Here is a 20,826-nt window from a genome sequence, read left to right as displayed (position 1 = left end):
AAGTTCTCGTCACAGCGGCGGGATCTCGCCGATGGCGATGAAGCCGCCGACCAGAACCCGGCCGCGGTTCAGCGTCAGATCGAGGCTTGCGCTATCTCCGCCGCCCGTCAGCGCCGACAGCATCTTCGATGCGGTGTCGATGGTGGATGCAGCCTGCGGCATGGCCGCCTTCAACTGCTCCCGCCAGGCGCCGATCTTCTCGACCTGCAGTTTCAGTTTTCCCGAGATGCGGCCCTGATCGTCTACCGAGAAGGGACCCGCTAGGCTCAGCACCTGGCCGTTGCCAAGGTCGACCGCCAGCCGTCGCATCTCACCCTGGGCGTTGCGAAGACCCGTGCCGATATCCCGGCCTTCGAGCATGGCTGCCTTGCCGGCCAGCGTGACATCGGCCGTCGCGGTGAAGCGCGGCAGTACCTGCGGCATCCCGTGGGTGAGGATATCCATGTTCTCCAGCGTCACCGCAGCATCGAGATCGGCACCGTTCTGGCGCATATGGGCTTCAGTGCGCCCGACGGAGACGTCGAAGTTCTGCTGGGTCTGCGTGGAGACGATGGTCGTCTTCAACCCGTCGATCGTGGTGGAGCTGCGTTCGACTCCACGACCGGTGGTCTGCAGGCTCGACTGGAGCGCCTGCCACTGCGACGACGTCGCAAGGCCTTGACCGGTGCGTACTTCTGCAGGCCCATCCAGTTCCCAGACGATGTGGTTGGGATCGTAGACCTGGGCTGCCGACCGCAATGCGCCGAGTGTGACGGCGAGACCGTTGTCACGATCGTCGATGGCCACCCTTGAGCAGAAGAGACCGATGCGGAAGGGGTAGCCGCGGTAGTCGGCATCGCTGCATTCGGCGGTCACGCCGCTACGTTGCTGCTGGCCAAGCAGCGCCAGTGTCTTTTCCTTCAGCATGGACGCCGCATAGAACCAGCCGGCCGTATAGACGGCGATGGCCAGGATGATCGCTGCAGCGAGCGCCCAAATTTTTCTGCTGACGCCGCTTCGGCTTGACGCTGCCATGATCATCTCCAATGGTGCTCGTTCGAGTGCATGCGGTGTGGCGTGGGATATGGACGAATTTTGGGTGTTTGGCTACGGCTCGCTGATGTGGAATCCGGGCTTTGCCTTCGATCAGCGAATGCAGGCGCGGGCTTTCGGTTACCGGCGCTCGCTGTGTGTCCGCTCCTTCGTCCATCGCGGCACGCCGGAACGACCCGGGCTGGTCCTTGGTCTCGACCGCGGCGGCTCCTGCCGGGGTGTTGCTTTCCGGGTCCGGCCGGAGGATCGCGACGATGTACTCGGATACCTGCGCGAGCGCGAACTGGTGACCCATGTCTACCGCGAGCGGCATCTGCCGGTCGCGCTTTCGGACGGGCGGCAGGTCAGCGCGCTTGGCTATGTAGTCGATCGGGCCCATGCGCAATACGCCGGTGCGCTGGATTCCGAGGACGCGGCGCGCATCGTGCATGCATCGGCCGGCAAATCCGGGCCCAACGACGCCTACGTGCTGAACACGCTGGAGCATCTTGATCAGATGGGCTTGCGCGATGCGTGGCTGGAAAGCGTTGCCGAACATCTCCGCGTCCTGAGGAACGAACCGGTCGCCTGACGTTCGGAGGCTGGGCAGGGGTCCCTGTCCAGCGTCAGTTCCGGGTTAGGCACTCAGACCGAGGCCCGAGCCTTCAGTTCAGCAACCCGCTTGGCGGCGCTTGGCGGCAACGGCAGATCCGGGTTGGCCGCGACATCTTCGAGCAGCAGATCGTCGCTCGCCTTTTCCAGCGTCTCGACCAGATGCGCGAAGAATGAGTCGGGATCCATGCCCGGCTGGATCGCCGGCAGGATGCGAACCTTGAAGTGACCCGGATAGCGCATCGTGCTGCGGCGCGGCCAGAAGAGGCCAGGATGCATGGCGATCGGGACCACCGGAACGTCCATGTCGCGGTAGATGCGGGCGATGCCGTAGCGGTACTGCGGATCATCACCCGGATTGCGCCGTGTACCCTCCGGATAGATGATCAACTGCCGACCATTCTCCATCTCGATCTTGGTCCGCCGCATCACCTCCAGCATCACCTTGCCGCGCGCGCCGCGGTCGACCGGGATCATTCGCTGTTTCATGACGTACCAGCCGAACAGCGGGATCCAGGTCAGCTCTCGCTTCAGGATGTAGACCGGGTCGTCCATCCACGGCAGCAGCGCGTAGGTATCCCAGAAAGACTGGTGCTTGGGCGCAAATATGCAGCCGGTCTTCGGAATATTCTCCAGTCCCTCGATCTCGAAGGTGGTGCCGACGATCTTCTCCATCAGCCAGTGGTTGGCGCGTGCCCAGTCCTTGGGGATCCGGAAGGCCTTCTTGCGCGGCAGGAGAAAATAGACCGGCGTCAGCACGATCATGCGCAGGATCAGATTGGCATAGAAGGCGACATTGAAGAGGGTCGAACGCAACATCAGCATGAAAGCGGTTCCGGAGTGGACTGGCTGGCTGTGCCTACACCATGCGGACGCAAGACGGAAGCAGCGCCGGCTCAGCGTTGCTGCTGCTTTACGCCTTCGCGCCGGATCTCGTTATCGCTCCTGAGGCCCGTCCCCTGCGGCATGCCGGCCATCCAGCGACCTGTCGCAGCCGCCATCTTGGCATATTCGGCCAGCATCGTGCGCAGCACGTCGGGCTCCGCAAACCACGCCTTGCGGGTCAGATCGGAATTGATAACCGGATAGGGGATGAAGTCGGTCTGGCGATCGACCCGGCGCAGTTCCAGAAGACTGCGCGGCATGTGGTAGTTGTTGGTGACGACCAGGACCGAGCGATACCCGTGATCGCCGATCCAGCGGGTGATCTCGTGGGCGTTGCCGATGGTATCGATCGCCGCGTAGCCGATATCGACGCAGCACTGGAAAAGGTCGGGAGATCCTTGTGTCGTGCGACGGATCTGCGCCGGCGATGCGGAAGGGTGCGCGCCGGAGATCAGCAGCCGGCGGCCGGCGCCGTCGCGCAGCAGGCCCAGCGCCTGGTCGATTCGCTGATAGCCGCCTGTCAGAACGACGATCGCATCGGCCTTGACGCCTTCAGGCGCCCGAAGCGAGGTGACTGTATCCGCAAACCAGAGAAAACCGCCGAAAAGAATGGCGACGCACACGAACACGAGGATGCCGACGTACCGCAGGGCGCGCCGCAACGGTCCGCGACGACGGAACAGACGGTCCCGGCGGGGCGTGCGCGATGCGTCTTCGTTCTGGGTCGTCGGGCCAGAGGTCATGACCATTTCCTTAGAGCCTTCTGGCTCCATCCGAAAGGCTTGCGTCGAATGCGGGTTGAGGGTTGATCTAGCATCGAAGGTCAGGAAGATGGGAGGCCGTCGGAGCGGGCCGGGTCGGACCGAATGAGGTCGATCTCGTCGATGGTCCGCATGACGGTGAAACGGGCGGTGAGCGTCGTCAGGAGAGCGATGACGATCATCGTCGCCAGAATGCCGAGGTAGCCTGAGAAGCCGATGGTGAAAGTGCCGAAAAGCGCTGTCGCCTGGTCACTTTCGGGGGTGGCCAGCGAATTGCTCTGCCAGAGGCTGGCGGTGGCAAACAGCAGCGCGGCGAGAATGCCTCCCGCGGCAGACCCCTTGAGGCTGATTTTCAGGAAGTGCTTCTGGAACTCGGTGGCGACGAAGCTGCTCTCGGCGCCGACGAAGTGCAGCACCTCGACGATGTGACGGTTGCCTGACAGGGCACCGCGGGTGGCGAAGATCACCGTCAGGATCATTGCCGTGAACACCAGGATCAGGATGCCGGTACCGATCAGCACGGTGGTGCGGGCCATCGATACCAGCCGGTCCACCCAGGTCCGGTGATCGTCGAGGAACGCCTGGGGGACTTCAGTGCGCAACAGGTCGCGCATCGCGGCAAAATCCGGCGGATTGTTCTCGTCGATGGTGATGATCACCAGCCGCGGGACGGGCAGCTCCTTCAGGTCGAGGCCGGCACCGAGCCATGGTTCCAGCAGCCGGGCGGTCGCTGCATCGTCCATGATCGTGCCCTGCCGCGTGCCGACGAAGGTGAGCGCCAGATCGCGGGCCTTGACGAGTGTCGCATCCATGTCGAGGCCATCGTCAGGCTTGATCTGGATGGTGATCTCGCGGGAGATCTGGCTTTCCCAGCTGGACGCCGTGGCGCGCACCATGCTGACGGCGCCAAGCGTCAGGCATGCGAGGAACGCCATGATTGAAATGACGACCAGCAGCGCATTGCCCTGGATGTTAGAGGGCGGCAGGATCGGGGCCGTCGGGCGGACGCGCATTTCCGCGCGCCGCTGCTGCGGGGGCGCTGACGGGCTCTCTGGAACGGCAGGACCCTCGCGGCGGGGGCGGGTGATCTCATTCATAGATGTCGAGCCGCCCGTCTGTGAGGATCATGCGGCGCGCGTCGATCTGGTCCATCAGGGCCAGGTCATGGGTCGCGATGACCACCGCCGTGCCGAGCCGGTTGAGCTCCAGGAACAGGTTGAGCAGACGGCGGGCCATCGGCGGATCGACGTTGCCCGTCGGCTCGTCGGCAAGCAGGATTTCCGGCCTGTCCATCAGTGCGCGGGCAATTGCGGCGCGCTGCTTCTCGCCGCCTGACAGCACCGGCGGTAGCACATTGATGCGCTCGCCGAGACCCACCCACTTCAACAGCTCGATGACGTCGTTGCGGTAGCTAGCCTCGTCCTTGCCGCGCACTCGCAGCGGCAGCGCGACGTTCTCGTAGGTCGTCAGGTGTTCCAGCAGGCGAAAATCCTGGAAGACGATGCCGACCCTGCGGCGAAGCATGGGCAGCTCGCTACGCGGGATCTGCGACAGGTCGCGCTCGAACATGCGGATCAGGCCGCGGGTCGGCTGCAGCGACATGAACAGCAGGCGCAGCAACGTCGTCTTGCCGGCGCCGGAGGGGCCGGTCAGGAACTGAAAGGAGCGCTTTGGGATATCGAAGGTCAAATCCCGGAGAATCTCCGGGCCCATTCCGTATCGCAAACCGACATTTTCGAAATGGATCAACAGGTCATCCAGTCCAATGGGTGGTCTTGTGAGGCCGTTGGTAAACGGCAAGGGTTGACGGATGCTGAATCATCCCCCGGAAGGCGGCGGTTTCGGGGCCGCTTTTGCGAAGCATTAACCATTTAAATTTACGACTGGGAGGGATTCGTTTCAATGCCTCAGTTTCCGCCCTGTCGGAAACAGGCGGGAGAGGGCCATGAACGCATTCCGCCCGCGTCGCGACAAAGCACCCGTGGCCTATGACATTCTGCCACCGGAGGCAATCAGCCAGCCGCGTCCGCGCCAGCCGATCACGCCGCAGCCGGTCGAGGATGCGCATTTCGTCACGCTCGCCAATGATGGACGACCGTCAACAGCGCATCGCTTCCAGAACGACAACCAGAAGCGCCCCCACCGTCCGCGGATGCAGGTCGTCAACGCCGAGCCTGCGTCGCTGGTCGAGCGGCTGATCGAGCGGGTCGAAGGCATGCTGCTGCGTATGTCGGCCGATTTCTTCTCCGCGCTCGTGGCCTTCGTCTTCGTTCTCGTCTTCACCCTGGCCGGCGGCTTTTCCCTGCTGTCGGGAGATACCGGATCGTCGGCTCGCGCCGGCGGTCTCGACATCACCCACATCACGCTGACGTCCCAGGATGCGGGGGGCATGCAGGTGCTGCTGATCAACGGTATCGTCGAGAACCGCACCTCCAGGAGCATGGCGGTGCCTTCGATCCGCGTTGAATTCCTGGTGGATGGCAAGCCGGTCGCAACCAGCATGATAGCGCCGCCGATCGCCACGATCGATCGCGACAACAGCCATGGTTTCTCGGCCCGCGTGCCGCACCCTGGTGGAAAAACCCCGCAGTTGCGCCTTTCCTTCAGCTAAATGGATGCCACTGGGGACCGATTGTGCTATCGCCGGGGTTGAGGACACCCTGGAGAAGCCCATGCCCATCGTCCGCGGCAAGACCATCGAGCCGCTTTTCACCGCTGAACAGATCGCTGAACGCAATCGCGAACTGGCGAGACAGATCGCCTCCGGTCCGACCAGCGACCTGCTGGTCATCGCGGTCCTGAAGGGGTCGTTCATCTTTGCGGCCGACCTGTTGCGCGCGCTGCACGACACGGGTCTTGCGCCGGAAGTCGAGTTCATCACCCTGTCGAGCTATGGCGCCGGCACGGTCTCGCAGGGGGTTCGGATCGTCAAGGACATCGATTCCGATGTGAAGGACCGCGACGTCCTGCTGATTGACGACATTCTCGAATCCGGGCGGACTCTGAAGTTCGCAAAGGAACTGCTCTACGAGCGCGGCGCCCGCCATGTGACGCTCGCTGTCCTGCTTGACAAGCGGGTCAAGCGGCAGGAGCAGCTGGAGGCGGATTATGTCGGCTTCGAATGCCCCGACTATTTCGTCGTCGGCTATGGCATGGACGTCGCATACGCCTTCCGCGAACTGCCATTCGTCGGCGTCGTGACAGGTGACGCCGTGTCCGAAAGCTGATCGGGTTGGTCACGGGGCGTTAACCATCCCGCCCCGGTCTTCCCAAACGTTTACTCCTCGCAAAGGATATCGGGGTCATCTGGACCCCGATTTGATGCACGGAGTACCGACGACCATGGCGAAGATCCTGATCACCGAGGACGAAGATTCGCTGCGTTCGTTCGTCGCACGGGCCTTACGGTTGGACGGCCATGAAACGCACGAGGCCGCCGACGGCGCCGAGGGATTGCAACTGCTGGAGGAGGCGTCCTTCGATCTGCTGCTGTCCGACATCCGCATGCCGGTCATGGATGGCATCGAGCTTGCTCACCGGGCTGCGGCGCAGTTTCCAGCCATGAAGATCCTGCTTATGACGGGCTATGCCGAACAGCGCGAACGGGCCGACGATCTGATGGCGAAGGTTGTCGATGTGGTCGACAAGCCGTTTGCCCTGCCCGAGATCCGCCGCGCCGTGGCGCAGGCCCTGTCGACGGCGCCGCGCGCCGCCTGACGTTCTCCGAAATCGATCACCGCAGGTCGAGCAGGCGTTTCAGATAGTGACGCTCGTCCTCGCCCGACAATGTGTTGCCGAGCTTCTCGCGGATGGCGTCCAGGATCTCGCGCGCACGCTGAACGTCGATCTCGTCCGGCACCTTCACCTGGTCCCCGAATTCCGGTCCTGAGGTCGCCCGCGGTCGGCCAAGCGGATCACGTCCGTTCTGCCCGCCCTGATTGGCCATGCCCTGACCCGGACCTTCGCCCTCCTGGCCTTGTCCCTGACCCTGCTGCATGGCCTGCATCATCTGCTGCATCATGCCCTGGGCCCCCTGGCGAAGCGCGTTGAGCGCGTTGCCCTGACCCTCGACGGCGTTGTCGCCCTGGCCCTGGCCGAGTGCCTTGCCGGCATTGCCCATTTCTCGCTCGGCCTCGCCGAAGCCTTCGCCGGGGTCCATGCCCAGTTCTTTCAGGCCCTTCTGCAGCTCCTGAAGCTTCTTGCCAAGACCTTCCTGCTGGGCTCGCAACTGCTTCAGCGCTTCGCGAAGCTGCTCGGCCGTCATCTGCTCGGTCGGGGACTGCCCCTGTTGCCCCTGCTGACCCTGCTGCTGCTCGCCTTGCTGGCCCGGTTGCTGTTGGCCCTGTTGTTGCTGGCCTGGCTGCTGCTGGCTCTGCTCGTTGGGCTGGTCGGGATCGCCGCGCTGCATCCGGTCGCGCAGCGCCTGGTTGAGCTGGAAGGTCTGATCCATCAGGCGCTGCTGCTCCTGCATGATCTCGCCGAGCTTGTCGATCTGCTGACGCATCTGGCTCGGCTGCTGCTGGCCCTGTTGCGGACGCTGCATGCGTCCGGCCTGCAGGTTGTTCATCATCCGCTGCAGTTCGGAGAGCATCTGCTGGGCGGCGTCGCGATTGCCGGAGCGCGCCAGGTTTTCGATCTGGTCCATCATGTTCTGCAGATCGCGCTGCCGCAGCACGTTCTGGGACTGCATGTCCTGGGGGGCCTGCGGCATGTTCTGCATCCGCTGCGCAAGTTCGGACATGAAGTTCTGCATCGCTTCGCGCAGTTCCTTCATCAACTGGGCGACTTCCTCATCGCTTGCGCCCTTTTCGAGCGCATCCGAAAGCGCCTGCTGGGCATCCCGCAGCCGGCGTTCGGCGGCGGAAAGATCGCCGTCTTCCATGCCGAGTGCGATCTGCCAGAGATAGTCCGCCGTGTCTTTCAGCTGCTCTTCGTTACGGGCCAGCTTCATGCGCTCCAGCGCCGAGCGGATCAGCAGGAAATGGCTGAGATTGGGGATCGTCTCGTCCGGTCGCAGCGCCAGGGCCTCGTTGAGCGCTATGGCTTTCGGCATCTCTCGCGTGTCGAGCGCGAATACCTGCCGCTCCTCGGCAACGGCCGCGGCCAGGGGCTCGGCAAACCGGCGCGCCGGCATGATCATCTCGACCGGCGGACTGCGACCTTCCTGTCCGGCACCATCGGTCGCCACCAGGGTGATGCGCACGCGCTTGCCCGACAGCGGATGCTCGCTGAGGTTCCGGCTCGTCAATCCCTTGACCTCGCGGGAATTCTGCCGCGGCAGATCCAGCTTGTACTCGGGCAGCGGATAGAGCGGCCTGGCATCCTCCGTCTGCGGCTCGGCCGGTTCGATGAGCGCGAAGGCTTTCTGAATGCCGTAATCGTCACGGCCGGTGAAGCCGATCTCAAGCGCACCGTTGACGCTGCGGCGCGGCTGCTTGTCGAAGGCGATTTCCGGCGCGCGATCGGCAATCACGTCGAACAGCCACTGCTGTCCCTCGACGCTCAGGTCGCCGCTTTCCGTGACCTTCATCTTGTAGGTGCGCGGCGGCAGTGGTTGCTCACTGGTTGTCGGTGCCGCCGCGACCTGCGGGGCCGGCTGAGCCTGGACTGCGGTGACCTCTTCTGCCGCAAGCGTTGAGGCGGGACCGCCGGTGGACGGTGAGAAATCCACCTTCTCGCCGCCTTCGCCGCCGGTGACGCGGATCGTCAGTTCGGAAAATTGCGGAATCTTCACCTGGTCGTCCGGCTGCGCCTCCCGTCCGGTGAGGAAGACCGGCGCCCGCCCCGTGTAGGGCGGTGGCGTCAGCCAGGCGTCGATCCGAAGATCGGGGTTGATCCGCGCCGCCGGTGCGGAGGGTTGGAGCACGTCGATCGTGCTTCCGCCGCCGTTCGAGAAGGAATAGCCGAAGGCGGCAGCCAGCAGCAGCGCCGGCAGGGCACGCAGCGCGAAGCGGTCATGACGCGCTATGTCCGGCCTCGGCAGACCCGCATCGAGCGCTGCAATGCGCTCGGCCATGCGGATCTGGTGCTCTTTCCAGAGCGCCCGGGCAAACGGCGTATCGAAAGCCGGCTCCTCCTCCTGCACCGCAACCGGCTGGTGGGGCAGGTTGTTGCGCTCCTCCAGCAGCCGATCGGCCTCGGGGCCGGCCGGCCAACGCAGGCGGCCGAGCGGTAGGATCGAGGTCAGGAAGGCGAAGACGAAGAGGCCGAGCGCGATCCAGCGCAGCAGATCCGGCATCTGTCGGAAGAGGCCGAACCAGGCGGTGGCCAGGAAAAGGGCAAGGATGCTCAGCGGCGCCAGCGTCAACGGGGCCAGCCGCTCGCAGAACAGCACGAGCCGCGCGAGCGATCGTTTGTTCGCAACGCGCCGCGCCAGGACTGGATGGCTCCCGAAGGCGCCTTTGCGGGTGAGGCTCATGCGGTCCGTCTCCTGTGGTGGCGGCGTCAACCGGCGTCGGCCACGCAACGCGCGAAACCGTTCCTTCTAAGATATCAGCGTTTGTGGCGAAGACGAGGGCGTCGGCCGAAGACGGCCGGCTTTTCTCGCGCCTTCGCTTAATTGTGAACGGTCAGGAGATTTTCAGGCCAGCCAATCGGGCAGCGAATCGAGAGCGATAAGGTCCTCGTAGGTTCCACGCGGGCGGATGACATGGAAGCGATCGCCGTTCACCAGCACCTCGGGCACCAGGAGGCGCGAGTTATATGTGCCGGCCTGGACCGCGCCATAGGCGCCTGCCGAAGCGATGGCGAACAGGTCGCCGGGTTCGGGTTTCGCGATGTCGCGGTCGAGCGCCAGGTAGTCACCGGTTTCGCAGACAGGACCGACAACGTCAGCCTTGATACGACCTGCGTCATGGGCTGGCAGGACAACCTCGCGGATGCCGTGATAGGCGTCATAGAGCGTCGGACGGATGAGATCGTTCATCGCGCCGTCGACGATGACGAAGGTCTTCTCGCCGGCGTCCTTCACGTAGACGACTTCGGTCACCAGAATCCCGGCATTGCCGACGATCAGCCGGCCCGGTTCCGTGACGATCCGGCAGCCGAGGCTCTTCAGCTGCGCCTTGACGACGGCGGCATAGGCCTCGGGAGCGGGTGGCGGCTCGTTGTCGTCCTTGTAGGGAATGCCGAGACCACCGCCGACATCGACATGCCGTATCTCGTGGCCATCGGCGCGCAGGTTTTCGACCAGTTCGCGCAGCAGGCGGAACGCGTCTTCGAACGGCTGCAGATCCGTGATCTGGCTGCCGATATGCATGTCGATGCCGCTGACGGTGATGCCGGGCAGCGTTGCGGCATGGGCATAGACGGGCCGGGCGCTCTTATAGGAGATGCCGAACTTGTTTTCCTTCTTGCCCGTCGAGATCTTGGCATGCGTCTTGGCGTCGACATCCGGATTGATGCGGAAGGAGACATGTGCCTTCCGGCCCATCTTCAGGGCGCGGCTGTTCAGCACTTCCAGTTCGGGCTCGGACTCGACGTTGAAGCAGTAGATGCCGGCCTCGAGGGCAAGGTCCATCTCGGAGGCAGTCTTGCCGACGCCGGAAAACATGATGCGGTTGGCGGGGATGCCGGCAGCCAGCGCCCGGCGCAGTTCGCCGCCGGATACCACATCGACGCCCGCTCCCAGCCGGCCGAGCGTCGTCAGCACGGCCTGGTTGGAATTGGCCTTCATGGCGTAGCAGACCATCGCGTCGATGTCGCCGAATGCCTCGGCGAACACCCGGTAGTGCCGTTCGAGCGTTGCGGTCGAATAGCAGTAGAAGGGCGTGCCGACCGCCTTGGCAATTTCGGGAATGGCGACGTTCTCGGCGTGCAGCACGCCGTCGATATACTGGAAATGGTTCACGACAGGCCCGGCCTTAGAGAAGCGGATCGAGAACGAACGGCCGGTCTACCGTCGGTTCCTGTTGCTGGCCGCTCTTGCGGATGTTCTGCTTCTCGATCGGCGTGCTGGGCTTGTCGAGGTTTCCCTTGCGGCCGCAGCCGGTGACGGCGACGCCGGCAATGCAAAGCACGATCGTGATGCGGGCGAGGTTTCGCAAGGTCGACATTCCCATTCCTTCGTCAGCAGAGGAGCGAGCCCGTTCATAGCGAAGTTCGGGCCGCTTGTGCAGTCAATTCTCGTGATGATCAGTTGCGACCGCGCCACCAGGCGATCTGCTGACGCACCTGCGAAGGCGCGGTGCCGCCAAAACTGGTGCGGCTGGCGACCGAGGCATCCACCGACAGCACATCGAAGACCTTGTCGGTGATCGATGCATGGATGGACTGCAGGTCTTCCAGCGACAACTGGCCCAGATCGCAGCCCTGCTGTTCGGCAAGCGCTACCGCGCGACCCGTGACATGGTGAGCGTCGCGGAACGGCAGGCCCGCCTCGCGCACGAGCCAGTCTGCAAGGTCGGTGGCGGTGGAGAAACCGGAGCCGGCTGCGGCACGCATGCGGTCGGTCCGCACGGTCATGTCGCGCACCATGCCGGCCATGGCAGCGATCGCCAACTCGAGGTTTTCGGCAGCGTCGAAGACCTGTTCCTTGTCTTCCTGCATGTCCTTCGAATAGGCGAGCGGCAGACCTTTCATGATCGTCAGCAGGGCAACCAGCGATCCGTTGATGCGGCCGGTCTTGGCGCGCACCAGTTCGGCGGCATCCGGGTTCTTCTTCTGCGGCATGATCGACGAGCCGGTCGAAAACGCGTCCGACAGGCGGATGAAGCCGAACTGCGGCGTCGACCAGATGACGATCTCTTCGGCAAAGCGCGACAGGTGGACGGCGCAGATGGCCGCGACCGACAGGAATTCCAGGGCGAAATCGCGGTCCGAAACCGTATCGATCGAGTTGCGGGTCGGCTCGCGGAAGCCGAGTGCCGAGGCCGTCATGTGGCGATCGATGGCAAACCCGGTGCCGGCAAGCGCTGCGGCGCCGATCGGGCTTTCGTCCAGATGGTCGATCGCGTGGCGAACCCGGGCGCGGTCGCGGCCGAACATTTCGACATAGGCCATGCAGTGATGACCGAAGGTCACCGGCTGGGCGGTCTGCAGATGGGTGAAGCCGGGCATCACCGTGTCGGCATGCTCGTCCGCCTTGTCGAGAAGGGCGGTGATGAGGTCCGTCAGCATCGCTTCGGTCTTGGCCATCTCCTCCTTGACCCAGAGGCGGAAGTCGAGCGCCACCTGGTCGTTGCGTGAGCGCGCCGTGTGCAGGCGGCCGGCGGCCGGGCCGATCAGCGTTGCCAGCCGTGCCTCGATGTTCATGTGAATGTCTTCGAGCTTGCGGGAGAACTCGAACTGGCCGCTTCGGATCTCTGACAGGATCGTGTTCAGTCCATCGACGATCTTGTCTTTATCTTCGGCGGAAATGATGCCTTGTTGCGCCAGCATGGTGGCGTGGGCGATGGAGCCGCGGATATCCTGGGCATAGAGCTTCTTGTCGAAGCCGATGGAGGCGTTTATCTCCTCCATGATGGCATCCGGACCCGAGGCGAAGCGCCCGCCCCACATCTGGTTGGAGGAACCTGCATCCTTCGTGCCGTCAGCCATGATTACCCGTCCTGGAGTTCCCGATGCCGAACAAGAGACCGCTGGGTCTGCCGTCCGTCCGCCTGATCTTGATTGCCGCCGTCGCTGGTATTCTGGCCGGCGCCGTGGCGGTATACGTGAACCCCACCCTGTCTGGCAATGGTGAGGCGGTGGTGGCCGATCAGCGTTGCGAAGGAGCGGTCGATCAAGCGCGCAGCATCGACGAACTGGCCAAGGGCGAGCTTGCGGCACTGACCGCGACGCAGCCGCCGCGGCCGCTGCAGCCGCTCCGCTTCAAAGGGCCGGAAGGCCAGGAACTGACGCTTGCCGATTTCGCCGGCAAGACGGTGCTGGTGAACCTCTGGGCGACGTGGTGCGTGCCCTGCCGCGAGGAAATGCCGGCGCTGAACGGATTGCAGACGGCCAAGGGCAGCGACAGGTTCCAGGTGGTCGCCGTCAACATCGATACCGGCAGCGACGAGAAGCCGAAGACCTTCCTGGAAGAAACCGGCGTGCATGCGCTGTCCTACTACCGCGACAGCTCGATGGGCGTCTTCAATGCGCTGAAGAAGGAAGGCCTGGCGTTCGGCCTGCCGGTCACCCTTGTCGTCAATGGCAATGGGTGCCTGATCGGCTCGATGAACGGTCCGGCGAAATGGGATGGCGAGGAGGCAAAGAGCCTCGTGGACCGCGTCTCATCGCTCTGATGCCGTCACGACATCTCCCAGGCCCTTCGGCCCGGGCGCTTGATCAGCGCGTCGGAACCGGAACTTCGCCGCGATAGTCGTAGAAGCCGCGGCCGGACTTGCGGCCCAGCCAGCCGGCTTCCACATACTTCACCAGCAGCGGGCAGGGGCGGTACTTGCTGTCGGCCAGCCCGTCGTGCAGCACCTGCATGATCGACAGGCACGTGTCGAGGCCGATGAAGTCCGCAAGCTGCAGCGGTCCCATCGGATGGTTGGCGCCGAGCTTCATCGCCGTATCGATGGCTTCCACCGAACCGACGCCTTCATAGAGCGTGTAGATAGCCTCGTTGATCATCGGCAGAAGGATGCGGTTGACGATGAAGGCGGGAAAATCCTCGGCCACCGTGACCGTCTTGTCGAGCGACGCGGCAAACTGCCGGGCGGCCGAAAAGGTCGCCTCGCCGGTGGCGATGCCGCGCACCAGTTCGACCAGCTTCATCACCGGCACCGGATTCATGAAATGTATGCCCATGAACTGTTCCGGGCGGTCGGTCGACGCCGCAAGGCGCGTGATCGACAGCGACGACGTGTTCGTTGCGAGCAGTGCCTCCGGCTTCAGGACGGGGCAGATCTGGCCGAAGATCTTGCGCTTGACGCTTTCGTCTTCGGTCGCCGCCTCGATCACCAGGTCCATGGGAGCCAGATCGTTGTGATCGACGGTGCCGCTGATGCGGGCGAGCGTCGCCTTGCGTTCCTCGTCCGTCAGCTTGCCGTTGCTGACCTGCCGCGCCAGATTGCCGTTGATCGTCGCAAGTCCGGCTTCGATGCGCTGGCTGGAGAGGTCGTAGACCATGACGTTGTAGCCTGCGAGCGCCGAGACATGCGCTATACCGCAGCCCATCTGGCCTGCACCGACAATTCCGACGTTCGTGATCATAGCGCCTCATTTCCTATCGAAAGGGACCAGCCGCGGCGATATCCGCTCCGCCGACCGGTCGGAGAGCCGCGGGCTGCAAGCCTTTCGCTTCTCCTGAATTGATAAGGCCCGCGCCGCCATTTTGCCAGTCTTTAATGTCGCGCACCTTAGAACGGCAACCAAAGGCAGGACGGCATGAGCCCTCTAAATGCAATCGGCCGCGCTGCATGCAGTGCGACCGATCGAAGATTGGTGAACCGGAAGGCGTCAGAGAGCCTTTTCAAGCTCCGGCAGGATCTGGAACAAGTCACCGACCAGACCGTAGTCTGCCACCTGGAAGATCGGGGCTTCCTCGTCCTTGTTGATGGCGACGATGACCTTCGAGTCCTTCATGCCGGCGAGGTGCTGAATGGCACCGGAAATGCCGCAGGCAATGTAGAGATCCGGGGCAACCACCTTGCCGGTCTGACCGACCTGCCAGTCGTTCGGTGCGTAGCCGGCATCGACGGCGGCACGCGATGCACCGACCGCTGCCCCCAGCTTGTCGGCGAGCGGCAGGATCACCTCGTTGAACTTTTCCGCCGAGCCGAGCGCGCGTCCACCGGACACGATGATCTTTGCAGACGTCAGTTCCGGACGATCCGAAGACGACAGCGCATCACCGACGAAGCTCGACAGGCCCGGATCGGCAGCTGCCGAGACCGGTTCGATGCTGGCCGAACCACCGGCATCGACGCCGGCAAAGGCGGCGGTCCGCACGGTGATGACCTTCTTGGCATCGCCCGACTGAACCGTCTGGATGGCGTTGCCGGCGTAGATCGGCCGCTTGAAAGTATCGGGCGACACGACCTCGGTGATTTCCGAGATCTGCATCACGTCGAGCAGTGCGGCAACGCGCGGCATGACGTTCTTGGCCGAGGCAGTCGCGGGTGCCAGGATCACGTCGTAGGCGCCGGCCATTGACACGATCAGGTCGCCAAGCGGCTCGGCCATCTGGTTCGCCAGCGCCGGGCTTTCGGCGAGCAGCACCTTGGATACGCCGGAAAGCTTGGCGGCGGCCTCGGCCGCGCCCTGCGCACCGGAGCCGGCAACCAGCACATGGATATCGCCGCCGATGCTCTTGGCTGCGGTGACGGCCTTGGCGGTCTGGTCCGATACGCCTGCGCCGTCATGCTCGGCGAGAAGAAGAATTGCCATGTTTGTTTCTCCCTATCGTCTGATCAAAGCACGCCGGCTTCGACTTTGAGCTTCTCGACGAGTTCGGCGACCGAGGCCACCTTGACGCCGGCCTTGCGGCCACCCGGCTCCTCGGTCTTCAGAACCTTGAGGCGTGGCGCCGTGTCGACGCCGAAATCGGCCGGGCTCTTCTTGTCGAGCGGCTTCTTCTTCGCCTTCATGATGTTCGGCAGCGAAGCGTAGCGCGGCTCGTTGAGGCGAAGGTCGGTGGTGACGATGGCAGGAAGCTTGACGTCGATCGTCTGCAGGCCACCGTCGACTTCGCGGGTCACCTTGGCCGAACCCTCGCCGAGCTCGATCTTCGAGGCGAAGGTGGCCTGGCCCCAGTTGAGCAGGGCCGCGAGCATCTGGCCGGTCTGATTGCTGTCGTCGTCGATCGCCTGCTTGCCAAGGATCACCAGACCGGGCGCCTCCGCCTCGACGACGCCCTTCAGCAGCTTGGCGACGGCCAGCGGCTCGACGGCTTCGTCGGTTTCGATGAGGATGCCACGATCGGCACCCATAGCGAGTGCGGTGCGGATCGTTTCCTCGGCCTTGGCCGGGCCGATCGACACGATGACGATCTCCTCCGCCTTGCCGGCTTCCTTCAGCCGCAGAGCCTCTTCCACCGAAATTTCGTCGAACGGGTTCATCGACATCTTCACGTTGGCCAGTTCCACGCCGCTGCCATCCGCCTTGACGCGGATCTTCACGTTGTAGTCGACCACCCGCTTAACAGGCACCAGGATCTTCATGACTTCCTTCCTCAGCTCAACCAATTGGGAAAATGCGGCCTCAACCCGGCCGCCGATCGTCAATGGGCGACATGGATACGCATTTTTAGGCCGAAGACAAAGTGATTTCAGCGCGCCAGCCGGTGCGTTTTCATCATGCCCCCATTCCGTGGGTAAACGCCTGGATGCCTGTCAGCGCCCCTGCGGCCCCGTCGGCGACGAGACGCTTCAACCACGGCTGCTACCGGTTCTTGCCCGGCACCCAGAGGATATCCGCCTTGCCGCCACCGTTGGCGTAGCGGGCCGCGACGAACAGGAAATCCGACAGCCGATTGACGTAATGAAGTGCCGCTGCGCCCACCACTTCGCCCGGCGTTCGCGAAAGCTCCACCATCAGCCGCTCGGCGCGTCTCGATACGGAGCGGGCCATGTGAAGCGTGGCTGCGGCGGGCGAGCCGCCGGGCAGGATGAACGATGTCAGGGGGTCGAGCTTGGCGTTCAGCGTGTCGATTTCTCGCTCAAGGCGATCGACCTGCGATTGGACAATGCGCAAGGCTTCCCACTCGAGCGGGCGGCCATCATCAGGCGTCGCAAGATCCGCGCCCAAATCGAACAGGTCGTTCTGGATGCGGAACAGCATGCCGTCGAGCTCACCCATCAGCCCGGTATGAAGCCGGGCGACGCCGATCACCGAATTGGTTTCGTCGATCGTTCCGTAGGCCTCGACACGCAGGTCGTGCTTTGCGCGACGCGGCCCGCTGACCAGTCCCGTGGTGCCGTCGTCGCCGGTGCGGGTATAGATCTTGTTGAGCTTGACCACCGTCAGCGGCCTCCGCCGGTTAGCCACAGCGTCAGCATGATGAGGCCGATGGCGATCGCCTGCAAAAACAGGCGCAGTTGCATCAGCTTGTTCGACTTGTTGCCGTCCGTGCCCTTCAGCATGTTGAAGAGGCCGCGGATCAGCACGATAACCACGAGACCCATGACGATGAGCGTCAGAATGGTGGTGAAGCTGGACATTGGGATGCCTTTGGTGAGGGTGTTCAGTCGAACTTACGGATGAGGCGGTAGAACAGATCGGCGGGGAGGAGGCGTTTGAGCAGGACGCCCTGCTTGGCCGGCCTTGTCACCAGGTAATGTGGTCGGGGTCGCCGGGCGTTCAAGGCGTGCAGAAGAACCTGATGAACGGCTTCCGGCCCCAGCTTGTGCCGGTTGACCGGTCCGGATCCATCAAGCCGTGCAAGCTGCCGCCGGTATTCCTCGGCATGCACCGAATTTTCCAGATCGATATGGGCCTTGGCGGCCGCGAGCGCGTTTGCCGTAAAGCGGCTGGCGATCGGTCCAGGTTCGATGAGGCTGACGAAGATGCCGCTGCCCTCAAGCTCCATGCGCAGAGTGATGCTGAGCGCCTCGATCGCGTGTTTCGAGGCGTTGTAGGCGCCGCGGTAGCGATAGGGAATGAGGCCGAGGATGGAGGAGCACTGGACAATCCGGCCCTGCCCCTGCCGACGCATGATCGGGATCACCTGCCGGGTAAGTTCGTGCCAGCCGAAGACGTTGGTCTCGAACTGCAGGCGAAGGACGTCGGTCGAAAGGTCCTCGACGGCTCCGGGCTGGCCATAGGCGCCGTTGTTGAACAGCGCATCGATGCGCCCGCCCGTGCGCTGCGTGACCTCTTCGACCAGCGAGTCGATGGTCTCGCGGCGGGTGTAGTCCATCACCAGCGTTTCGATGCCGTCCTCTTCGAGGGCGCTGACATCCTCAGGCTTGCGAACAGTGGCGAAGACCCGCCAGCCGGCAGCTTTCAAGGCGCGCGCCGAATGGGCGCCGATGCCGGAAGAACAGCCCGTTACGATGATGATCCGATTCTCAGGCATTCCCCCTCCTGTACAATCAGCCAGCATTTCCCATATTTCAGCTGTAGTGACAACGGAGTTGAACGTGGCCGAGACCAAACCGAAATGGCGGGCCTTTCGGCTGGCGTTCAAGGTATTCTACGACGCCTACACGCATTTCAACGATGACGATGGCTGGGCGATGGCAAGTCATGTCTCCCTCTCTGGCCTGCTGGCGCTGTTTCCGTTCCTCATCTTCGGTACTTCGCTCGCCGGCTTTCTCGGCGCCCAGAGCTTTGCCGATACCGCCGTCCACCTGTTGTTCGATACCTGGCCGACCGACATCGCAGAGCCGCTGGCCGCCGAAATCCGGCGCGTGCTGGAAATTCCGCGCGGCGGCCTGCTCACCATCTCCGTGCTGGCGGCCGCCTATTTTGCCTCCAATGGCGTGGAAGCGCTGCGCATCTCGCTCAACCGCGCCTATAGGGTGACGGAGGATCGCGCCTGGTATGCGACGCGGCTTGCAAGCCTGGGCTATGTGATCGTCGCGGTGGTGATCTTTGCCGCCATCAGCATCGTGCTGGTCGCCGTGCCGATCGCGGTGAGATTTACCGGCTCGCACCTTCCCTGGCTTTACGACCAGCTCGACAACATTGCCAATTTCGGCCTGCTCGGAACGGCGATCATCCTGTTCCTCGGGCTGATCGTCTGCCACAAGGGCCTGCCGGCCGGCAACCGGCGGGTCATCGACATCCTGCCGGGGATCATTCTGACCCTTGTCTGCTGGACCGGTTTCGGCCTCGCCTTCGCCTCGTACCTGTCCAGCTTTGCCAACTATGCGGCGACTTATGCCGGGCTGGCCTCCGTCATGATCGTACTGGTCTTCCTGTACATGGTGGGCGTCATCTTCATGCTCGGCGCAGAGGTCAACGCGGCGCTGATGAAGTACCGCGTGCTGTCGGCAGTTGCCCATTCGCGCCGGCTCGGGCGGTTCCGCCATCGGCACGGCACGCCCGGAAAGGCTTTGCCGAAGGAGATTGTCTCAGAAACCCAGCCTGCGACGGATATCCGCAGCTGACAGGCCTTGCTCGCGCAAGACCGATAGCCCCGTCGATCCGTCGCTCTTCGACAGCTTGCGTCCATCCGGTCCGAGAACCAGCCGGTGATGATGGTAGAGCGGCACCGGCAGGTCGAGCAGCTGCTGCAGCAGGCGGTGCACCGATGTGGCGTGGAGGAGATCCAGTCCGCGCACCACATGGGTTACCTCCTGGACGGCATCGTCGATCACGACGGATAGATGATAGCTGGAGGGCGCGTCCGATCGCGACAGGACGACATCTCCCCACTGCGCCGGATCGGCGACCAGCCGACCCGTTTCGCCGTCGCCGTCTTCCTGCCAGGTGAGCGGCTCCGACAGCGTCGCCAGCGCCTTGCCCATGTCGAGCCGCCAGGCGTGGCGGATGCCGCTTGCCAGGAGCTGCCGTTGTTCGTCGGCGCTCCGCTCACGGTCGTCGGGCGGATAGAGAGGCGCGCCGTCCGGATCCCGCGGCCAGGGCCTGCCCTGTGCCTCGGCGGCCGAGACCATGGCTTTGACTTCGCCGCGCGTCAGGAAGGCCGGGTAGACGAGGCCCATGCCCCGCAGCCGATCGAGCGCTGCCTGGTACTCCTCCAGATGCCCGGCCTGCCGCCGCACCGGCTCTTGCCAGGAAATGCCCAGCCACGAAAGGTCGCGGTAGATAGCCTCCTCGAATTCTGGGCGGCAGCGTGACGCGTCGATATCCTCGATGCGCAGCAGCAGCCGTCCGCCATTATCGCTTGCCATCGCCTGGTTGATCAGCGCCGAGAGCGCGTGGCCCAGATGCAAGAAACCGTTGGGACTGGGAGCGAAACGGAATACGGGCTTTTGACGCGCGGAGGGGAGCATGCTTTGTTCTGCCATGAATCGAGGGGCGTGACGATGGTTCTGATACGCGAGCGAGCGGACCTGGAGGAGGGGCTTCGGCAACTCGGCCGGATCGACCCGCTGTTGCTGCCGATCATCGAGCGGACTGGTCCTGTCCCGTTGCGGCTGGCCGAGCCCGGCTTTGCCGGGCTTGCCAATATCGTCGTCTCGCAGATGGTGTCCAAGGCGAGTGCCGCCGCCATCTGGAGACGGATCAGCGCCTTCGGACCGGTCACCGCGCATAGCTATCTCGCTCATGAACCGCAGATCGTCGCAGGCTTCGGCCTGTCGCGGGCGAAAGCCGCGACGCTCGATCGTCTCGCCCGGGCGATCCTTAACGGCAGCCTCGATCTCGACGCGCTGGTGGCGCTTGCGGACGAAGAGGCGATGGCACGGCTGGTGGCGCTGAAAGGCATCGGACCTTGGACGGCCGAGGTTTATCTCATGTTCTGCCTCGGCCGATCGGATATCTTCCCAGCCGGCGACGTGGCGCTGCGGGTGGCTGTCGGCGAGGGGCTGCTGCTCGGCACACGTCCGTCGGCGATGGAGGTTTCGGAAATCTCGCGTCGATGGAGCCCCTGGCGGTCGGTTGCCGCCTGCCTGTTCTGGGCCTTCTATGCCCGTCGCGGCCCGGCCGACGCGCTGCCGATCGGATGATCGCTGCGCCGTCCGGTTGTGCCATTAATTTGGCTTCACAATCCTGTAACAACGGA

23 protein-coding genes are annotated in these 20,826 nt (G+C 63.8%); 7 read left to right on the top strand and 16 right to left on the bottom strand.

Translation table 11 applies throughout. From position 1 onward, the window contains the following. Nucleotides 1-9 precede the first annotated feature (9 nt). Nucleotides 10-1,014: a DUF2125 domain-containing protein gene (locus tag ACR65N_RS18335; RefSeq protein ID WP_440458175.1), complete on the bottom strand. Its 1,005-nt coding sequence runs from the start codon at nt 1,012-1,014 to the stop codon at nt 10-12. A 37-nt stretch (nt 1,015-1,051) separates the two neighbouring features. On the opposite strand from ACR65N_RS18335, the gene ACR65N_RS18330 reads away from it, so the two are divergent. Further along, nucleotides 1,052-1,603 carry a gamma-glutamylcyclotransferase gene (locus ACR65N_RS18330; RefSeq protein WP_440458387.1) on the top strand — a complete coding sequence of 184 codons (552 nt, stop codon included), beginning with the start codon at nt 1,052-1,054 and terminating at the stop codon, nt 1,601-1,603. Nucleotides 1,604-1,656: 53 nt separating this feature from the next. Here ACR65N_RS18330 and ACR65N_RS18325 read toward each other — a convergent pair whose 3' ends face one another. From ACR65N_RS18325 to ftsE, 4 genes are all read right to left on the bottom strand, one after another. Continuing rightward, the gene (locus ACR65N_RS18325; protein WP_440458174.1) at nt 1,657-2,448 is read right to left on the bottom strand and encodes a lysophospholipid acyltransferase family protein; all 792 of its coding nucleotides are present in this window, start codon (nt 2,446-2,448) and stop codon (nt 1,657-1,659) included. Between the two features lie 71 nt (nt 2,449-2,519). After that, the gene (locus ACR65N_RS18320) at nt 2,520-3,251 is read right to left on the bottom strand and encodes a YdcF family protein (RefSeq protein WP_440458173.1); all 732 of its coding nucleotides are present in this window, start codon (nt 3,249-3,251) and stop codon (nt 2,520-2,522) included. Nucleotides 3,252-3,331: 80 nt separating this feature from the next. After that, on the bottom strand, nt 3,332-4,366 hold the full coding sequence (locus ACR65N_RS18315) for a cell division protein FtsX (protein WP_440458172.1): 1,035 nt from the start codon (nt 4,364-4,366) through the stop codon (nt 3,332-3,334). Further along, nucleotides 4,359-5,018 carry a cell division ATP-binding protein FtsE gene (gene ftsE, locus ACR65N_RS18310; RefSeq protein WP_430307474.1) on the bottom strand — a complete coding sequence of 220 codons (660 nt, stop codon included), beginning with the start codon at nt 5,016-5,018 and terminating at the stop codon, nt 4,359-4,361. Before ftsE ends, ACR65N_RS18315 begins: the two co-directional genes overlap by 8 nt. A 196-nt stretch (nt 5,019-5,214) precedes the next feature. Between ftsE and ACR65N_RS18305 the strand changes: the two genes are divergently transcribed. The 3 genes from ACR65N_RS18305 (at nt 5,215) to ACR65N_RS18295 (ending at nt 6,986) form a co-directional block, all read left to right on the top strand. Beyond that, nucleotides 5,215-5,880, top strand: a complete 666-nt coding sequence (locus ACR65N_RS18305; RefSeq protein WP_430307473.1) for a hypothetical protein — start codon at nt 5,215-5,217, stop codon at nt 5,878-5,880. A gap of 61 nt (nt 5,881-5,941) precedes the next feature. Further along, the gene (gene hpt / locus ACR65N_RS18300) at nt 5,942-6,496 is read left to right on the top strand and encodes a hypoxanthine phosphoribosyltransferase (protein WP_440458171.1); all 555 of its coding nucleotides are present in this window, start codon (nt 5,942-5,944) and stop codon (nt 6,494-6,496) included. Between the two features lie 115 nt (nt 6,497-6,611). Then, nucleotides 6,612-6,986 (top strand): response regulator, encoded by a 375-nt coding sequence (locus tag ACR65N_RS18295; RefSeq protein WP_430307471.1) that lies wholly within the window; start codon nt 6,612-6,614, stop codon nt 6,984-6,986. Between the two features lie 16 nt (nt 6,987-7,002). On the opposite strand, the gene ACR65N_RS18290 is transcribed toward ACR65N_RS18295, so the two are convergent. From ACR65N_RS18290 to argH, 4 genes are all read right to left on the bottom strand, one after another. After that, nucleotides 7,003-9,687, bottom strand: coding sequence for a TIGR02302 family protein (locus ACR65N_RS18290; RefSeq protein WP_440458170.1), 2,685 nt, complete (start codon nt 9,685-9,687; stop codon nt 7,003-7,005). 162 nt (nt 9,688-9,849) lie between these two features. Then, on the bottom strand, nt 9,850-11,118 hold the full coding sequence (gene lysA, locus ACR65N_RS18285; protein WP_440458169.1) for a diaminopimelate decarboxylase: 1,269 nt from the start codon (nt 11,116-11,118) through the stop codon (nt 9,850-9,852). A gap of 13 nt (nt 11,119-11,131) precedes the next feature. After that, the gene (gene lptM, locus ACR65N_RS18280; protein ID WP_430307468.1) at nt 11,132-11,323 is read right to left on the bottom strand and encodes an LPS translocon maturation chaperone LptM; all 192 of its coding nucleotides are present in this window, start codon (nt 11,321-11,323) and stop codon (nt 11,132-11,134) included. A 79-nt stretch (nt 11,324-11,402) separates the two neighbouring features. Continuing rightward, nucleotides 11,403-12,806 (bottom strand): argininosuccinate lyase, encoded by a 1,404-nt coding sequence (argH, locus tag ACR65N_RS18275; RefSeq protein WP_440458168.1) that lies wholly within the window; start codon nt 12,804-12,806, stop codon nt 11,403-11,405. Between the two features lie 23 nt (nt 12,807-12,829). Between argH and tlpA the strand changes: the two genes are divergently transcribed. Further along, nucleotides 12,830-13,492: a thiol:disulfide interchange protein TlpA gene (gene tlpA, locus ACR65N_RS18270; RefSeq protein ID WP_430307466.1), complete on the top strand. Its 663-nt coding sequence runs from the start codon at nt 12,830-12,832 to the stop codon at nt 13,490-13,492. Nucleotides 13,493-13,535: 43 nt separating this feature from the next. Here tlpA and ACR65N_RS18265 read toward each other — a convergent pair whose 3' ends face one another. The 6 genes from ACR65N_RS18265 to ACR65N_RS18240 form a co-directional block, all read right to left on the bottom strand. After that, on the bottom strand, nt 13,536-14,408 hold the full coding sequence (locus ACR65N_RS18265; RefSeq protein WP_430307465.1) for a 3-hydroxybutyryl-CoA dehydrogenase: 873 nt from the start codon (nt 14,406-14,408) through the stop codon (nt 13,536-13,538). 246 nt (nt 14,409-14,654) lie between these two features. Next, on the bottom strand, nt 14,655-15,584 hold the full coding sequence (locus ACR65N_RS18260; protein WP_440458167.1) for an electron transfer flavoprotein subunit alpha/FixB family protein: 930 nt from the start codon (nt 15,582-15,584) through the stop codon (nt 14,655-14,657). Between the two features lie 23 nt (nt 15,585-15,607). Further along, nucleotides 15,608-16,357 (bottom strand): electron transfer flavoprotein subunit beta/FixA family protein, encoded by a 750-nt coding sequence (locus ACR65N_RS18255; protein WP_440458166.1) that lies wholly within the window; start codon nt 16,355-16,357, stop codon nt 15,608-15,610. Between the two features lie 220 nt (nt 16,358-16,577). Further along, complete coding sequence (locus tag ACR65N_RS18250; RefSeq protein ID WP_440458165.1) at nt 16,578-17,156, bottom strand: cob(I)yrinic acid a,c-diamide adenosyltransferase; 579 nt, start codon at nt 17,154-17,156, stop codon at nt 16,578-16,580. A 2-nt stretch (nt 17,157-17,158) separates the two neighbouring features. Beyond that, complete coding sequence (locus ACR65N_RS18245) at nt 17,159-17,356, bottom strand: twin transmembrane helix small protein (RefSeq protein WP_430307461.1); 198 nt, start codon at nt 17,354-17,356, stop codon at nt 17,159-17,161. 23 nt (nt 17,357-17,379) lie between these two features. After that, nucleotides 17,380-18,213, bottom strand: a complete 834-nt coding sequence (locus ACR65N_RS18240) for an SDR family oxidoreductase (RefSeq protein WP_440458164.1) — start codon at nt 18,211-18,213, stop codon at nt 17,380-17,382. Between the two features lie 64 nt (nt 18,214-18,277). On the opposite strand from ACR65N_RS18240, the gene ACR65N_RS18235 reads away from it, so the two are divergent. Then, nucleotides 18,278-19,249 (top strand): YihY/virulence factor BrkB family protein, encoded by a 972-nt coding sequence (locus ACR65N_RS18235; RefSeq protein WP_440458163.1) that lies wholly within the window; start codon nt 18,278-18,280, stop codon nt 19,247-19,249. On the opposite strand, the gene gluQRS is transcribed toward ACR65N_RS18235, so the two are convergent. Then, a complete protein-coding gene (gene gluQRS, locus ACR65N_RS18230) occupies nt 19,214-20,110 on the bottom strand; it encodes a tRNA glutamyl-Q(34) synthetase GluQRS (protein ID WP_440458162.1) in 897 nt (298 codons plus the stop codon). The genes ACR65N_RS18235 and gluQRS overlap by 36 nt on opposite strands. 18 nt (nt 20,111-20,128) lie before the next feature. On the opposite strand from gluQRS, the gene ACR65N_RS18225 reads away from it, so the two are divergent. Beyond that, a complete protein-coding gene (locus ACR65N_RS18225; RefSeq protein ID WP_440458161.1) occupies nt 20,129-20,770 on the top strand; it encodes a DNA-3-methyladenine glycosylase family protein in 642 nt (213 codons plus the stop codon). The last annotated feature ends 56 nt before the right edge of the window (nt 20,771-20,826 follow it).

Source organism: Rhizobium sp. SAFR-030, from assembly GCF_059415005.1.
This window is presented reverse-complemented; position numbering and strand designations above follow the sequence as displayed.

Excerpts from the sequence above, each read along its gene's own strand:
- ACR65N_RS18335 (WP_440458175.1), bottom strand. The coding sequence starts at position 1,014 with ATGGCAGCGTCAAGCCGAAGCGGCGTCAGCAGAAAAATTTGGGCGCTC.
- ACR65N_RS18325 (WP_440458174.1), bottom strand. The coding sequence starts at position 2,448 with ATGCTGATGTTGCGTTCGACCCTCTTCAATGTCGCCTTCTATGCCAAT.
- ACR65N_RS18320 (WP_440458173.1), bottom strand. The coding sequence starts at position 3,251 with ATGACCTCTGGCCCGACGACCCAGAACGAAGACGCATCGCGCACGCCC.
- ACR65N_RS18315 (WP_440458172.1), bottom strand. The coding sequence starts at position 4,366 with ATGAATGAGATCACCCGCCCCCGCCGCGAGGGTCCTGCCGTTCCAGAG.
- ACR65N_RS18305 (WP_430307473.1), top strand. The coding sequence starts at position 5,215 with ATGAACGCATTCCGCCCGCGTCGCGACAAAGCACCCGTGGCCTATGAC.
- hpt (WP_440458171.1), top strand. The coding sequence starts at position 5,942 with ATGCCCATCGTCCGCGGCAAGACCATCGAGCCGCTTTTCACCGCTGAA.
- ACR65N_RS18295 (WP_430307471.1), top strand. The coding sequence starts at position 6,612 with ATGGCGAAGATCCTGATCACCGAGGACGAAGATTCGCTGCGTTCGTTC.
- ACR65N_RS18290 (WP_440458170.1), bottom strand. The coding sequence starts at position 9,687 with ATGAGCCTCACCCGCAAAGGCGCCTTCGGGAGCCATCCAGTCCTGGCG.
- lptM (WP_430307468.1), bottom strand. The coding sequence starts at position 11,323 with ATGTCGACCTTGCGAAACCTCGCCCGCATCACGATCGTGCTTTGCATT.
- argH (WP_440458168.1), bottom strand. The coding sequence starts at position 12,806 with ATGGCTGACGGCACGAAGGATGCAGGTTCCTCCAACCAGATGTGGGGC.
- tlpA (WP_430307466.1), top strand. The coding sequence starts at position 12,830 with ATGCCGAACAAGAGACCGCTGGGTCTGCCGTCCGTCCGCCTGATCTTG.
- ACR65N_RS18265 (WP_430307465.1), bottom strand. The coding sequence starts at position 14,408 with ATGATCACGAACGTCGGAATTGTCGGTGCAGGCCAGATGGGCTGCGGT.
- ACR65N_RS18260 (WP_440458167.1), bottom strand. The coding sequence starts at position 15,584 with ATGGCAATTCTTCTTCTCGCCGAGCATGACGGCGCAGGCGTATCGGAC.
- ACR65N_RS18255 (WP_440458166.1), bottom strand. The coding sequence starts at position 16,357 with ATGAAGATCCTGGTGCCTGTTAAGCGGGTGGTCGACTACAACGTGAAG.
- ACR65N_RS18245 (WP_430307461.1), bottom strand. The coding sequence starts at position 17,356 with ATGTCCAGCTTCACCACCATTCTGACGCTCATCGTCATGGGTCTCGTG.
- ACR65N_RS18240 (WP_440458164.1), bottom strand. The coding sequence starts at position 18,213 with ATGCCTGAGAATCGGATCATCATCGTAACGGGCTGTTCTTCCGGCATC.
- gluQRS (WP_440458162.1), bottom strand. The coding sequence starts at position 20,110 with ATGGCAGAACAAAGCATGCTCCCCTCCGCGCGTCAAAAGCCCGTATTC.
- ACR65N_RS18225 (WP_440458161.1), top strand. The coding sequence starts at position 20,129 with ATGGTTCTGATACGCGAGCGAGCGGACCTGGAGGAGGGGCTTCGGCAA.